A 14,848-nucleotide genomic window follows, 5' to 3' on the forward strand; every position below is an offset into this window, starting at 1 on the left:
AGCAACCAAGTCGGCTTCAGAACGGGCAACAAAGTCCTGCAGCCGCTATACCTAACCCGTCAAATGGAATTGAGATTTGAAAAGAAAAATAAACAGCGAACACGCCGACCGTCGCAGCGCTGCGACGGACGCCAAGGCAGCCCTCGTTGAGGCCTTTCGTGCCGCCAAGGAAGCTGCCGAACCGACCCGAGAAGCCAAACAGGCGGAGCGGCGTTTGATCGCCGAAGCTCGTGAACAGCGTCGGGCTGAGCGCGAGCAGGCAAAACTTGAAGAACAAAACCGCGTTGCCACGGAAGCAGCCGCAAGAGAAGCCGCCGTTGCTGCCGCAGCCAGAGCTGAAATCGATGCGCGCGAGTTGGCTGACAAGACCCGTATCGAGCGCGTCCTGCAGGACGAGGCAGCTCGTAAAGCTGAACGTGACCGGCGCTACGCAAATCGAAAGGCCCGTCAGGCCTGAAGTTGTCATGACGCATGGTCGTGCTCCTGCCTGGTGAGAATGACCGCAATCTGGTCCTTGGCCTTTCCGCTCTCGAAACAGGCCAGGGCATCCACCCTCTGCGCAAACGGAAACACCTTGCCCAAGACGGCCGGATGACGCCTGCGTCAAGATCCGTCGCCTGGGAGGTGTCGACCTATGTCAGACCATCTGGGTGGTCTCAGAACCAAGCCGAGAGAAAAGATGGATTTGGTTCCATTCAATGCGCGGCCGCTTCGAGTCCGCAGGCGAACGCGTGCGATGACTGAATTGGCAGCGCATCTCGTTCATGTGTTCTCCACGCAAAGAATGTCCGGTTTTGAAATCTGGACGCGAGACAATGCATGTCCGAATGGGGCGCGAAGCTGCAATTGAAGAAACTGGCCTTGAACGACCGGTAGGAGCCCATACCGTCGAAAACTCGACCCGGTAGTTGCATTTATTGCCTCTTGAAGTTTCGCGCGCGTCGCCCTTTCTCGTGTCAGCGGGAGAACTGCCGCGGTGGCAGGAGCTTTGCGAGCTTTCGGAGGTTCTGCCGGTAGCTGCGAGGTGGAATTCATCACGCGATCCGCATGGTCCGCGCAATCGGAGGCGGTCCAATCCCGGGATCCCATCATCGCCATCTACCTCCGTCTGTAGCATCGAGATTGAATCAGCGATCAGGGCATCGGGCAAGACGCGTTTTTCAACGGAATAAGCCCAAACTTGCTTCTGGCGTGAACGCTTTTCCCGAAGACTTTCTGTGAAACGGCGGAGAAGCCGTTTCGCACGGCCAAACTTGGGCTGTGGCAGGGCAGTTGCTCTTTCCACTGCGACCTGAAATCGACACTACTGCAATTCCACGCTCACCTGCTTGATCGTGCCGGTAAACGCAAATGGCGCCTCCTCCCTGTAGACAGGAGTAACCGTTGCCCCGAGGTCCATTCCTATGTCCAACGTCTCGGTTGCAGAGTATCGGGAAGGAACGACTTTCCCGATTTCACCGCTTGCAACTTCGGCATCGTCCACAAGGAGCGTCGCCATGCCGCCAGTGATCTCCTTCCCGGGCTCGAAAGGACGTTGTTCATATACCATGGTCACCGTGTGTTCCCCCGGCTCCAGAGGTGTCTCGCCTGCGACCCGGTAGAGGTCCTTGCCGAAGAAGTTGAACTCATACACCGGAACCCCGTTCTCGAGATACAACGTGTATCCGGCCGACGAGCCGCCGTTCGCGATGAGGACGCCGCTTGCGCCTCCCTCAGGAATCTCGATCTCGGCTGTGATCGTATGAGAGCGCTGATAGGCCGGAGCCGCGCTGCCTTCTGGTATGCGTGTCGTTCCCGGCGCATAGGTGAACACGTCTCGCCCGCGGGTCACGGACGGGCGCTCTGGGTTTCTGGCACGCTCGGAGAAGCGGTCATCCAGCGGGTAGACTTGGAACTTTTTGGCCTCTTCGTCGAACATCGCCTGAAGCTCGGCCAGCTTCTCGGGGTTTTCGGCGGCGATGTCGTGTGCCTGCGAGAAATCTTCCTCGATGTTGTAGAGCTCCCAGGTGCTGTTGTCGAAACCAACCGAACCGGTCAGCATCCAGGGCGCGCCATGGAACGACGCGGCGACCCAACCGTCATGATAGAGTGCGCGATGCCCTCCGGTCTCGAAGTACTGCGTGTGCCGTCTTCCGGGAGCCTCGGCATCGGCAAAGCTGTATTCCATGCTCACGCCTGCCATGGGTGCCTGCTTGGTGCCGCTGACCACTTCAGGCTCGGGAATGCCGGTGGCTTCGAGGATCGTCGGGGCAATGTCCACGACATGATGGAACTGTGTCCGGATGCCGCCGCTGTCGGTGATCTTCGCCGGCCAGCTGATGACCAACCCATTTCGGGTTCCACCAAAATGAGAGGGCACGCGCTTCATCCACTGGAACGGCGATGAGCCCGCCCACGCCCAGCCAACTGGGTAATGATTTTCATGCAGCGGGCCGCCGATCTCGTCTATCACCGGCAGCTGCGCTTCGACCGTGTCCTGAATGCCATTCTGGGTCATCATGTTGTTCAGCGTGCCGGTAACGCTTCCCTCGGCGCTGGGGCCGTTGTCCCCGGCCACCAGGATTATCAACGTATTGTCTGCCTCGGGCAAAGCATGGACCTTGTCGATCAGACGTCCGATTTCATGATCTGTCTGGGCCAGGAATCCGGCGAACACTTCCTGATGTCTGCTGTAGAGCCGCTGCGCGTCGGCGTCGAGTGTGTCCCAAGCCTCGATTTCCTCCGGTCGCGACGTGAGGTCGGTGTTTTCGGGAACAACATCGAGCTCCTTCTGCCGGGCCAGTGTTTCTTCGCGGACCTTGTCCCAGCCCTGATCGAACTGGCCCGCGAACTTGTCGATCCATTCTTCGCTGACGTGCAGCGGCGCATGCACTGCGCCTGGTGCAAAATAAATGAAATAGGGCTTGTCCGGCGCGATGGACTGCTGGCGGTCGAGCCAGGCGATCGCGTCGTCCACCAGATCGACGTTGAGGTTGTAGCCTTCCTCGGGTCTGATTTCCGGTTCCACCGGGATCGTGTTCCTAAAGAGCTGCGGGTCCCACTGGCTGGTCTCGCCGCCTTGGAAACCGTACCAGTATTCAAACCCCAGACCGGTCGGCCACTGATCGAAGGGCCCTATCGGAGAGGTTTACCAATTGGGCGTGTTGTGCCATTTGCCGAACGCGGCGGTCGAGTAACCATGGCTCTTGAGGATCTCTGCAATTGTTGCCGTTGAGCGAGGCCAGATGCTGTCGTAGCCCGGATAGCCGGTGGACAGCTCGGTAATTGTGCCGAAGCCGCTTTGGTGGTGGTTGCGCCCGGTCAGCAGTGCCGCACGCGTCGGCGAACAGATTGCGGTGGTGTGAAACCGCGTGAAACGCAGGCCATCTTCTGCGAGGGCATCCATGGCCGGGGTGGGAACCGGCCCCCCGAATGTGCCGGGTTGTCCGAAGCCGAGGTCATCGATGAGGACGACCAGGACGTTGGGCGCTCCTTCGGGCGGCGTTACGGGTTGCGGGTAATCCTGTGTCGAGCCTTCAAATGTCTCGGTAATGACCCCTTTGAAAGGTGCTGGCGGTAATGGCAACACGCTGCCATCTTGCGGCGTATCCTGTGCGCTGGCCGCTGACGATGACGCGATGAGCAGGAGGACAGCACCTATTTGAATTCCACGCACAAAATAGGATGGCTGGGACATAGACTTCCCTCCGCGATCATCGAACTAAATTCTTACGTATGGTAACATGCAATTCATGCGTGTAGGAATGCATTTTAAGTTATTGTTCCTTGAAGCGGAACTGTGCTTGTCAGGCTGGGAAGTATCGTCGCGCGCTACCAATGAAGAGGCACACCGGCTCAATTCTGCACCCTGTCCGTTGCTGTGGTGCAGATGCAGCCATCGGCAGGAAGGTCGCGCATTGCAGGCATCTGGCGAACGATCGTCTTCGCGGATGCAACAAATGGCGGATTAGGTGAGCGTTTTTCCAAGAGCAGAAATTTGACCGTGGTTCAGAAAATAATCCATAAAAATAACGTTTATTTTGGTTTTATCCGTGCGATCCGATAAGCTTTACGGGTCTAGAGTGCTTTAACAAGCTCCTCCTGGACTTGCTTTGTGAGGGGGATCCTGAATGCGCCGATCCGGCCGTCTGGTTCAAAATTATATGAGCGCTCAGGCATATCGGAGTTGAACTCGTCGCAAATTACCGAATGCCTGAAGTGTTTATAGGGCGGCTCCCCCTCCGCCACAGGCAGGAGTAGTCCTATATCGACTCGTCTTCTGCAGTTTTCTTCTCGATCTGAGGTACGATTTGTAGAGCTCCATAGCGGACCGACCGCTCAGCAATGACGTGTTCGGCAAAATGCTGCACTTCAGAGGTGGGGCCCTTCAGAACTCCGATTTCCAGGCAATTGTCTGGGTCGAGGTGTACGTGCATGCTGGCGACCGTCAGGTCGTGATGATGGTGAAAGGTGCTGGTCAGCCGACGCGCAAGGTCCCGTGATGCGTGGTCGTAGACATAGCTGAGCACGCCAAAGCAGGGCTGGCGGGTTTGGGCCGTGCGTTGGGCCTGGCCGAGGCCTGCCCGTGTCAGATCGCGGATTGCTTCGGATCGGTTCTGATATCCTCGCTCCTCGATCAGTTTGTCCAACTCATCCATCAGATCATCGTCCAGAGTGATCGTTACGCGTTGCATTGCCATATCCCGAATCAGTATGATGTTTTGACCTAGACATCATACATTTTGGCTCCTAGTGTCTGCCCGAACGCGGCGAAGGCCACGGTCAGGCTGACTCGTCCAGCAGGATATTAGGAACGATTTCATGACAATGCCAATTTCCGGCACCTTGAGCCTTATTGCGGTCTCCCTTTTGCTCGGGGTTTCCACATCCGCCCTGGCTGCACCGAAAACCGATCTCGTCCTGGCCATCGGCGGCGAGCCGGACGAAGGCTATGATCCTCTTCTTGGTTGGGGGCGTTACGGCCATCCCCTTTTCCAGTCGACCCTGCTTACACGTGACGCGCACATGCGCACGCAGCCGGAACTTGCGAAGAGCTGGTATTTGTCCGAGGACCGGCTGACCTGGACCATCGAGCTTCGCCCGGATGCAAAATTCTCCGACGGCACCTCGTTGACCGCAAGAGATGTCGCCTTCACCTTCAACCATGCCAAAACCGCGGGTGGCGAGCTTGATCTGGGTGTCCTTGAGCAGGCAAAGGCAATTGACGACACGACCGTCCAGATCAAGCTGTCCCGGCCCTGGATCACCTTTTCCGACTTCCTGTTTACTCTCGGCATCGTGCCAGCAGACAGCTACGGACCGGAATATGCCCGCAATCCCGTCGGCTCGGGCCCTTACGAGATGGTTTCCTGGACTGAAGGCGAGCAGCTCATCGTCAAGAAGAACCCATATTTTTACGGCAAGCAGTCGCCCTTCGAGCGGATCACGTTCCTGTTTACGGGAGAAGACACCAGTCTTGCAGCTGCTTTCGCCGGACAGGTCGACGTCGTATCGGTTCCGGCGACTTCGGCCGATGCGCCGCCAACCGGGTTCAAGCAGATCGTCGTGGACACGGTCGACAATCGCGGCATCAGCCTCCCAATGTCTGCGGACGACAGCAAGACCTCGCCGGACGGCTATCCAGTCGGCAACAACGTGACCTCCGATCCGGCTGTCAGGCAGGCGATCAATCTCGGGGTCGACCGGGAGCAGATTGTTGAAGTCGCTCTTTTTGGCCACGGAACCCCCGCCTATGGCCCAGCCGATGGTCTGCCATGGTCAAATCCGGAAGCGGCGGTGGATCATGACCCTGAAGCTGCCCAGGCACTGCTTGAAGACGCCGGCTGGACAGTCGGCACCGATGGCATCCGCAGCAAGGATGGCATTCGCGCCAGTTTTCCGCTCATCTATCCGGCTTCCGACAGCACACGTCAGGCCATCGTCATTTCGGCCGCCGAACAGTTGAAAGACATCGGCATCGAAGTGGTGCCACAGGGCAAGAGCTGGGATGACATCGAGCGGCTCATGCATGCCAATCCGGTTCTCTTCGGGTGGGGCAGCCACACGCCCCAGGAAGCATATAGTCTCTATCAGAGCTCCATGGGTGGTCAGGGATATTTCAATCCCGGTTTCTTCTCCAACCCGCAGGTCGATGCGCATTTCGCTTCGGCACAGGCAGCTGAAAGTCTGGAAGCCTCCTATCCGCACTGGCAGGCCGCCGAGTGGGATGGGCAAACGGGCTATTCAGGCAAGGGCCTGGCGGGCTGGGCCTGGCTCGTCAATCTTGACCACATCTATTACGTCAACGAGTGCATAGACCTCGGCCCGACCCAGATCGAACCTCACGGTCATGGCTGGCCCATCACGTCCTTGATACAGAACTGGACCTGGACCTGCGACTAGCTGCATGACGAGCAACTGGCCCCTCTTTGTGACACTCCGTATCGTGCGGCTGGCGTTCCTGCTGGCCGCCGTTGCCGTTGTTGCGTTCATGTTGGCGAAAATGTCGCCTGTCGACCCCGTCCAGGCCTATCTTGGCCCGGCGATCGCCAAGGTCGGGCCGGAGCAACAGGATCTCATCGCGCAGAAATGGGGGCTGGACCAGCCGCCGCTCACCCAGTTCGGCAAATGGCTTGGAAATGTCGCCCAGGGTGATCTGGGCACGTCCATGACCTACAACGAACCGGTTGCGGACGTGCTAGCAAAACGCGTGCGGGCCTCCCTGCCGCTTATGGCCATGGCCTGGTTGCTGTCCGGCCTACTCGGCTTCATACTCGGAGTTACCGCAGGTGCAATGGCAGACACGTGGGTTGACCGCATCATCCGCACCTATGCCTACGTCCTCGCGTCGACCCCCACATTCTGGCTGGCGATTGTGCTGCTTGTGGTGTTTTCGGTCGGCCTCGCCTGGACGCCTGTTTGTTGCGCCGCGCCTATCGGGGTTCTTCCGCAAGACGTGACGGTCCTGGAAAGACTGCATCATCTCATTCTTCCGTTGATCGCGCTGACGGTGCTGGGCGTGGCCCAGATCACGCTTCACACCCGCGCAAAAATGATCGAGATCATGCAATCCGATTTCGCACTCTATGCCAGAGCACAGGGGGCTTCTCTTGCGGATGTCGCCATCAGGCACGGCGCGCGCAATACTGCATTGCCTGCAATAACAGTTCTTTTTGCCTCGCTTGGCGAATTGTTTGGCGGATCGGTGCTGGCCGAGCAGGTTTTCGCCTATCCGGGGCTCGGGCGTGCCGCCGTACAGGCGGGTGTCTCGGGCGACGTCCCCCTGCTTTTGGCGGTTGCCCTGTGCCTGACGGTGTTCGTCTCCATCGGCAACACGATTGCCGACATTCTCTATCATGTCGTTGATCCCCGCATCGGAGCGACACCCGACATGGAGATCAGGCCATGACCGATGCCGTCGAGACGACCTCGCGCGCCTCATCGCGCCTGCGCCTCAACAAGCGGATGCTGACCATTTCTGCCACGGGGATAGGCGCTGCAGGCATTGCCTGTGTCGTTGCCGGGGCAATCGTCTTCGGTGACTTCGGTATCGCCACCGACTTTTCGGAAAGACTTGCGCCACCGTCCTGGGCGCACTGGTTTGGTACGGATCAATTCGGTCACGACATGTTCGCCCGGACTGTTCACGGTCTGAATGTGAGCTTGTGGGTCGGCCTGATCGCGGCAACACTGTCGGCCTTCATCGCGCTCGGGCTCTCGATCTTTGCAACGACCTGCGGCCGGTGGGCTGACAGGGTCGTATCCTTCCTTGTGGATGCGACCATGGGCCTGCCCCACCTGGTGCTGCTGATCCTGATTTCCTTCGCCCTCGGCGGGGGCACCCATGCCGTGATCGTCGCCGTGGCCGTAACGCATTGGCCAAGGCTGACGCGCGTGCTGCGGGCTGACATCCTTCAGCTTCGAAACGCTGATTTCATCATCGTCTCGCGGCAACTCGGCAAATCGTGGTGGTATGTCGGGCGTCATCATTTTCTGCCCCACCTGATGCCTCAGATGCTTGTCGGACTGGTGCTTCTGTTTCCCCACGCAATCCTGCATGAGGCAGGCCTGACGTTCATCGGCTTCGGCCTTGAGCCGACCAAACCGGCTATTGGCGTCTTGCTGGCAGACTCAATGCGCTACCTGACGGCGGGAAAGTGGTGGCTCGGTCTTTATCCGGGCGTCAGCCTGTTGGTGCTCGTGCTCTGTTTCGATGCAATTGGCAATGGGCTGCGCCTGTTGCTGGATCCAAGGCAGGCGCAGCTATGAGCTTTCTTCGTCTCGATCAGGTGTCTGTTGGCTTTACCCGCTACGATGGTCTCATACGTCAGCGGGAACTTCGCATTCTCGAAGGCCTGAGCTTTGGGGTTGACCGGGGTGAACTTGTTGCACTGATCGGTGCATCCGGTGGCGGCAAGAGCCTCCTTGCGCACGCAATCTTCGGCATACTGCCGTCGAATGCTGTTGTGGGTGGGCGTATCCACGTGGATGGCGCCACACTGGATGCTCCGCTCAGGCAGAGGTACTGCGGCAGACGAATGGCGCTGGTGCCGCAGTCTCTCAGCCACCTCGATCCGATGACCCGTTGCCGCAAGCAGATTGCCTGGGCAGGCCAGCGAGCGGGTTATAGGCTCGACGCCGAGAGCATCGAAAGTCTGCTTGCCCGATACGGGCTTGATGAGCAGGCGGCAAAGGCGTTTCCGCATCAACTGTCCGGAGGTATGGCGCGGCGCATGTTGATGGCCATCGCGGCGGTGGGCGACCCAGATCTGATCGTCGCCGACGAGCCGACGAGTGGGCTGGATGGCGAGAACAGCGCAAATGTGCTGTCTCATCTGCGCGAACAGGCGGATTGCGGCAAGGCAGTCCTGTTGATAACGCACAGCCTTTCAGAAGCGCTTGCGTTTGCTGACCGTGTTGCCGTGATGAAAGGGGGACGCCTCGAGTCCATTGAGGCGGCTTCGGACTTTGCTGGCGGTGGCGAGGCCCTGCGATCACCGTTTGCACGTGCCCTGTGGACGGCACTGCCCCAGAACGCATTCAGCGCCGGAGGTGCAACTTGCTGACCGCACACCGCGTGAGCTTCCGCCACGGGCCACGTGCGCCCTACATTCTGCGCGAGTTTGACCTCTCCATCCGTCCTGGCGAGATCGTTGGATTATCCGGCCCTTCCGGGCGAGGCAAGTCGACCCTGGGCAGACTGCTCGCCGGGCACCTTGGGCCGACAAGCGGCAGCGTCACGGTCGATGAGCGCGCAAACCAGTTTCGTTTCAACCCGGTCCAGTATCTGCATCAATCACCGATTTTCGCCACGGATCCACGGTGGCGGATATCCCGGATCGTTGCGGAGGGATGGACACCGGATGATGTCACGCGGAACGAACTCGGTGTCAAGGAAAGCTGGTATGATCGCTATCCGCACGAGATTTCCGGCGGAGAGTTGCAACGGGTCGCCCTTCTTCGCACCCTGGCACCTGGCTTGCGCTACCTGATCGCCGACGAAATCACCTCAATGCTTGATCCGGTCGCTCAGGTGGAAATCTGGCAAGTCCTGCTTAAACGGGCTCGGCAGGGCCTGGGCATTCTGGCAATCAGCCACGACCGGGCTCTGCTTGAGCGCATCGCAACGCGGGTTGTCACGATCTGAGGCCTGCAGGAGAAATTCGTCTGTCCCATGGGACTGCATCAAGCCGAAACCTGAGCCTGCTGAAGCCGGCTCCGATCAGGATGACTGCGTGCGGCCTGGCAAAATCCTGTTTTTGAATATTAATTTTCCGGGATAGGCTAAGGGACGTTTATCGCTCTTCGAGTGAATGACCGAAATGGGCCGTTTGGGTCCAAAAGGGACGCACCAAGATCAGGATCAGCACCTCACGTTGCCGCAACTCTGCTTCCAGCGCCTTTGGCGCTGGCCAGACGGCCAGACCGTCCGATGGATCTCGTGTATGAGAACGCCAGCAGTTTCGAGACCATGTTTCGAAAGAGGGTCGGCAAGCCGTTATCTGCATTAGGGGCCTGCGTCTCGCGATATTGGCGGACGACAAAGGCTGCTGGGTATCATCCTGGATCGCCTCAAAGCGAATGCTTTGGCAGGACAGCCGCCCCGGCGTTGCCATGCGCCGGGGCGAAGCCTTTGCCGTCAGGCCTTTTGCAGATCAAGATCCGCCGCGCGCTCAAGTGCCTTTATCTGGTCTCCTGCAGGATCCGCTGTCAGAAGCGAGGGCTGGAACCGGACGGTTTCGATCTCGGTCACGCCGATAAAGTCGAGCCACCAGTTAAGATAGGTCGAATGGTGGTCGGTGCCGTATTTGGCGGGCGCCCCAGGTGCATAAACCCCGGAGGTATAGAAGACCCGGGCCGACTTTCCGCTCAGCAAACCGCTGTATCCGGCATCGGGATCGAAACCGAACAGCAGGCCGGGCTGGGTGATGATGTCGATATATTGCTTGAGCTTGTAGGGGATGCCGCCGTTCCACATCGGCACCGACAGCACATATTCATCCGCCTCGATGAAGCGGTTGGTAACGGCGACCACCTGGTCCCAGGCGCTCTGGCGCGGCGCGTCCATGTCGCCTACGCCGAAAAAGGTCATCTTAGCTGCCGCCTTGTCGCCGTCGAACTCGGGCAGATCGGCATGCCACAGCTCGAGCCGGTCAATGGCAACGTCCGGCTGGGCTGCCTGCCGCGCCTCGAGATAGGCCTCGGCCAGTTTGCCGGATTGAGACATCGGGCCGCGCGGCGATGCCGCAATATAGAGAATTTTGGTCATGGGGTTATTCCTTTCGATTGGGGTCGGTTGGTTGAGGTGAGGGGTCATAGATGCCGTGTATGGCGGTGCTGATTTCCGGGGCTGTTCATGATCCGGGTGAGCCTTAAACGCGGCTTTCGACGCAACGCTGTTGCGGTCGCCCAAGCTGGATGACCTGACTGCCAGGCCGCACCATCCTTGCCTGATCGCCGACCCAGGCCTGCGGGCTGCCAGCGAAGGATGCGGAAGCGTGCAGACCAGGTGCGAGGGCCGTCGTGACAAAGGGTTGGCATAATGATGGTCGGTTCATGTTGCACCGCTGATAACCAGTCAAAGGCGTTTTGACGGTTACTTAATAACCATTAAAAATTGTTTTTGATAGTTACATTGTTGTGAGTGTGCGTGAAGAAATGTAACTGGTGAAACTTGAGAAGAATGGTTATCAGGGAGGATCGTCCCCTTGGCACGCAGACGGAGAACCAGATGACACAGAACACCAGGCCTGCGCCGTTCTTCGTCGCAGAAAGCCCCGCGCTGGATTTCCTGAACAGCGTTGCGGCGCCGCGATCCGAGCGCTACGACTGGCTGGAGACCGGCCCGGATCTGCTGGACTGGCTGATCGCGGCGGGGCTTGCATCGGAGTCTGAGTTGGCCCCTTTCCGCAAAGTCGCCACCGCGTCCGCGCTTGAAGAGGCACGACAAGAAATTGTCACCTTCCGCGAGAGGTTCCGGCCCTTTGTTGAAGAGGTCTGTGGCAGCCAGCTGACGGATGCGGCCCATCCCGTCATTGCCGAGATCAATGCAATCCTCGCGCGCGGTGCGCGTTTCCTGGAGATTGCACCCGCAACGCGATCGGACGATCCCGCCTCGCAGCCGCTAGTCCTTCTCGACAGGCATCCGCTGACAGAACCGCGCGATCTCATCGTCAGGATCGCGTTCGCCGCCGCGCGCCTGATCGCCGAGGCGGATTTCCGCTATGTGCGCAATTGCGAGGGGCCGACCTGCACGCTTTATTTCCTCGACATCAGCAAGAACCACAAGCGGCGCTGGTGCTCGATGGAGGTCTGCGGCAACAGGGCCAAGGCCGCCGCCTATCGCAAGCGCTGACCGGGTGCGCACTCCGTCGTCAATTTAATCCAATTTTCTTTGTCACAGTCTCCCGCACCACCGCCTCCTTATTTACATGCGGCCGGGACTGGCCCGGCGCAGGACACTGAGGACAAAAAATGAAGACCCATGACGTGCAATCTATCAGCATTGCGAAACCCCGCTCGGAGGTGTTTGCCTATATCGCCAACCCCGAGAATTTGCCCAAATGGACCAACGCGTTCAAATCCGCCGACGCCGAAAGCGCCGAGTTGGTCACTCCGAACGGGGCCGTTCCAATCCGGCTGGAAACCCGCGCCTCCGCCGAACACGGGACGGTCGACTGGATTATGACCTTTCCCGATGGCTCAAAGGGGGCGGCCTATTCGCGGGTGACCGAGGATGTGAGCGACACGTCGATCTATTCCTTCGTTCTGATGGCACCGCCGGTGCCTCTTGAAATGCTGGAGGGAGCACTGGAGGAACAGAAAAAGACCCTGGCCAAAGAGCTGGTGTCCCTTCAGGCACGGCTTGAGGCATGATCATTCTCGATCCCGAACAGGTGAGCGCCGCGCGGCAAGGAGACCGCGCGGCGCTGGCATCGGTGGTGCAGTCCTTGCAGCACCCGATCTATGGACTTGCCATGCGGATGCTTGCGCATCCCGCCGATGCCGAGGACGCCACGCAGGAAATTCTCATCAAGATCATCACCCATCTCGGCACAATCCGCGACGACCGGGCCGCCGGTGGCTGGGCGCTGAAAGTCGCGTCCCGGCACCTTGTCGGGATGCGCAAGCGCAGCCGCGTGGAGGCCATGCGGATGAGTTTCAAGGATTTCGCCGACGATCTGGAAAGTGGGCTCGCCGCCCCCGACGACGACCAGACCGACAGCACGATCACGGCCATCGCAATCGAAGAGATCAAGATCGGCTGCACGCTGGCGATGCTGACCTGCCTCAACCGAAGCCTGCGCATTGCCTATATCCTGGGTGACGTGTTCGAGATGTCCGACAGCGAGGCGGCAGAGGCGCTCGAGATCTCCGCCGCCGCATATCGGCAAAGGCTGAGCCGCGCCCGCAAGGAGGTCACCCGCTTCGTGCAGACCACTTGCGGTGTGGTGTCGCAAAGCGCCGCATGTCGATGCGAGAACCGCCTGACGGCGGCGCAGGGCAGCGGCCGGGTCACCCTGGGCGCTCCGGCTTTTGGGCTATCGGCTCCAGCCACCGATATCCCCAAACTGCGCCACCAGATCAGGACATTGGAAGAGGGAAGGCGTGCCGCCGCACTAATGCGGTCTAACCCGTCCTTTCCAACCAATGTTGGCGATCTGATCATGGAAGTCATGAAATAACGCCTAAACGTCGCGTTCTCCATAGTGCAGACCTAATCCAAGGCGGTCAGCGCTCTGACATGCCCTCGCTGGCCGTGCAAGTGTCCCTTGTCCTCGCAGAACCATGCCGTAGAGCGAGGTCAACGAACTAAACGTGATCACATTGTTTTTGTCGAATTTTCCGTCATGGAATTTTCCGCCATAAATCCTTCATAATTAAGAGAAAATATTTTCACTTTCAAATTTGTCCGTTGACATCAAAGGACGTGATCCATAATTGTGATCATATTATTTAGTCCAGAAGGTCTTGATTAGTGCTGAGCAGCTCACCGGAAACACCCCTTCACAACGACGCAATTGTCAGTGCGGCCGAGCGCATTCTCGCCGATGAGACAGCGATCTTCGCGGGTGCGCACGCGCGCAGCAAAGAGGTGTTCGCCACGCCGTCCTCCGGCTTCTTCGATCACGTCCCGCAATATTGGATGCGGGACTGGCCAATGCCGTTTCCAGTTGTGATCGACAAGGCGTCCGGAAGCGAAGTCTGGGACATTGATGGGAATCGTGTGATCGATTTCTGTCTCGGAGACAGCGGAGCGATGTTCGGTCATGGGCCGCAGCCGATTTTGAAGGCCCTTGCCGGAGCGGCATGCCACGGCCTTACCACGATGCTGCCTTCCAACGACCTTGATGCCGTTGGCGACCTTTTGCGCAGCACATTCGGCATGTCGAAGTGGCAGGTCACGACGACGGCAAGCGATGCCAACCGCTTCGCCTTGCGGGTTGCGCGCGCGGTGACCGGGCGCAAGAAGATCCTGGTGTTCGATGGCTGCTATCATGGGGCGGTCGACGAAACATTGGTGGACCTTGTCGACGGGAAAACGGTGCCGCGTGGTGGCCTGATTGGCCAGGCGGTGGATCTGTCCGAGACGACGGTCTGCATACCCTTCAATAACGTCCCGGCTCTTGAGGCAGCATTGAAAGGGGGGGACATCGCTTGTGTGGTGGCAGAACCTGTCATGACCAATTGCGGCATGATTCTTCCCCAAGCCGGCTTTCACAAGACGCTGCGGGATCTGACGCGCGCGACCGGGACACTGCTTCACATTGATGAAACCCATACGGTTTCGACAGGATACGGTGGATATTCAAAGGTGTACGGTCTCGAACCGGATATCTTCGTCGTTGGAAAGCCCGTCGGCGGCGGTATTCCGGTGGCTGTGTGGGGCATGACGAAGGATGTGGCGAACAGGCTCGACGCTGCGCGGGCGGCAATTACCGGCACGGGTCACTCAGGCATTGGCACAACGCTCTCTGGCAGCGCGTTGCAACTCGCCTGCCTCAGGGCCTGCCTCGAAGAGGTGATGACGACCGAAGCCTACGCCAGAATGAACCGTCATGCCGATATGATCGAGGAGGGCTTCGCAGCCGCTATCAAACAGTGCAATTTGCCCTGGCATGTGGGCCGCGTCGGAGCGCGGCTGGAGGTCGTGTTTTCTCCAAATCCATTGCAGAACGCTGCAGAAGCAAAGGCCGCTGCCAATGCGACGATCCAGAAGGCGCTGCATTCGGCATTTCTGAACCTCGGATATCTCGTCACTCCATTCCACAACATGGTTCTTGTTGCCCCAACCACAAGCGAAGCAGATGTCGCTGGCCTTGTTTCCAGCTTCGAGAAAATCCTCCATAGATTGACAGAGGCTGCATAA

Annotated in this window: 12 protein-coding genes and 1 pseudogene; 10 read left to right on the top strand and 3 right to left on the bottom strand. The window is 58.9% G+C overall.

All coding sequences use genetic code 11. The annotated features are described in order from the left end of the window. Positions 1-76 precede the first annotated feature (76 nt). Entirely contained in the window at positions 77-457 is a 381-nt protein-coding gene (locus V1T76_RS25945) for a DUF6481 family protein (protein ID WP_330563580.1), read from the top strand. Between the two features lie 846 nt (positions 458-1,303). On the opposite strand, the pseudogene V1T76_RS25950 reads toward V1T76_RS25945, so the two are convergent. Both V1T76_RS25950 and nikR read right to left on the bottom strand, forming a co-directional pair. Continuing rightward, positions 1,304-3,676: pseudogene (locus V1T76_RS25950) on the bottom strand (arylsulfatase). 565 nt (positions 3,677-4,241) lie between these two features. Then, on the bottom strand, positions 4,242-4,673 hold the full coding sequence (nikR, locus tag V1T76_RS25955) for a nickel-responsive transcriptional regulator NikR (RefSeq protein ID WP_330563581.1): 432 nt from the start codon (positions 4,671-4,673) through the stop codon (positions 4,242-4,244). A 127-nt stretch (positions 4,674-4,800) separates the two neighbouring features. On the opposite strand from nikR, the gene V1T76_RS25960 reads away from it, so the two are divergent. The 5 genes from V1T76_RS25960 to V1T76_RS25980 are packed head-to-tail and all read left to right on the top strand — an operon-like array spanning position 4,801 to position 9,625. Further along, entirely contained in the window at positions 4,801-6,381 is a 1,581-nt protein-coding gene (locus V1T76_RS25960) for an ABC transporter substrate-binding protein (RefSeq protein WP_330563582.1), read from the top strand. Positions 6,382-6,409: 28 nt separating this feature from the next. Continuing rightward, the gene (locus V1T76_RS25965) at positions 6,410-7,387 is read left to right on the top strand and encodes an ABC transporter permease (protein WP_330563583.1); all 978 of its coding nucleotides are present in this window, start codon (positions 6,410-6,412) and stop codon (positions 7,385-7,387) included. After that, positions 7,384-8,247, top strand: a complete 864-nt coding sequence (locus V1T76_RS25970) for an ABC transporter permease (protein WP_330563584.1) — start codon at positions 7,384-7,386, stop codon at positions 8,245-8,247. The genes V1T76_RS25965 and V1T76_RS25970 overlap by 4 nt, the downstream gene beginning before the upstream one ends. Beyond that, the gene (locus V1T76_RS25975) at positions 8,244-9,044 is read left to right on the top strand and encodes an ATP-binding cassette domain-containing protein (protein WP_330563585.1); all 801 of its coding nucleotides are present in this window, start codon (positions 8,244-8,246) and stop codon (positions 9,042-9,044) included. The genes V1T76_RS25970 and V1T76_RS25975 overlap by 4 nt, the downstream gene beginning before the upstream one ends. After that, positions 9,038-9,625 (top strand): ABC transporter ATP-binding protein, encoded by a 588-nt coding sequence (locus tag V1T76_RS25980; RefSeq protein WP_330563586.1) that lies wholly within the window; start codon positions 9,038-9,040, stop codon positions 9,623-9,625. The genes V1T76_RS25975 and V1T76_RS25980 overlap by 7 nt, the downstream gene beginning before the upstream one ends. A gap of 492 nt (positions 9,626-10,117) precedes the next feature. Here the strand turns inward: V1T76_RS25980 and V1T76_RS25985 are convergent, their stop codons facing one another. Continuing rightward, positions 10,118-10,747, bottom strand: coding sequence for an FMN-dependent NADH-azoreductase (locus V1T76_RS25985; protein ID WP_330563587.1), 630 nt, complete (start codon positions 10,745-10,747; stop codon positions 10,118-10,120). Positions 10,748-11,209: 462 nt separating this feature from the next. Here V1T76_RS25985 and V1T76_RS25990 point away from each other — a divergent pair, with 462 nt between their 5' ends. The 4 genes from V1T76_RS25990 (at position 11,210) to V1T76_RS26005 (ending at position 14,848) form a co-directional block, all read left to right on the top strand. Then, positions 11,210-11,833 (top strand): CGNR zinc finger domain-containing protein, encoded by a 624-nt coding sequence (locus V1T76_RS25990; RefSeq protein WP_330563588.1) that lies wholly within the window; start codon positions 11,210-11,212, stop codon positions 11,831-11,833. A gap of 119 nt (positions 11,834-11,952) precedes the next feature. Then, on the top strand, positions 11,953-12,354 hold the full coding sequence (locus tag V1T76_RS25995) for a hypothetical protein (protein ID WP_330563589.1): 402 nt from the start codon (positions 11,953-11,955) through the stop codon (positions 12,352-12,354). Next, positions 12,351-13,163 (top strand): RNA polymerase sigma factor, encoded by an 813-nt coding sequence (locus V1T76_RS26000; RefSeq protein ID WP_330563590.1) that lies wholly within the window; start codon positions 12,351-12,353, stop codon positions 13,161-13,163. Before V1T76_RS25995 ends, V1T76_RS26000 begins: the two co-directional genes overlap by 4 nt. Positions 13,164-13,456: 293 nt before the next feature. Continuing rightward, complete coding sequence (locus V1T76_RS26005; RefSeq protein ID WP_330563591.1) at positions 13,457-14,848, top strand: transaminase; 1,392 nt, start codon at positions 13,457-13,459, stop codon at positions 14,846-14,848.

Origin of the sequence: Roseibium sp. FZY0029 (assembly GCF_036350355.1) — a bacterium.
Taxonomy (GTDB): domain Bacteria; phylum Pseudomonadota; class Alphaproteobacteria; order Rhizobiales; family Stappiaceae; genus Roseibium.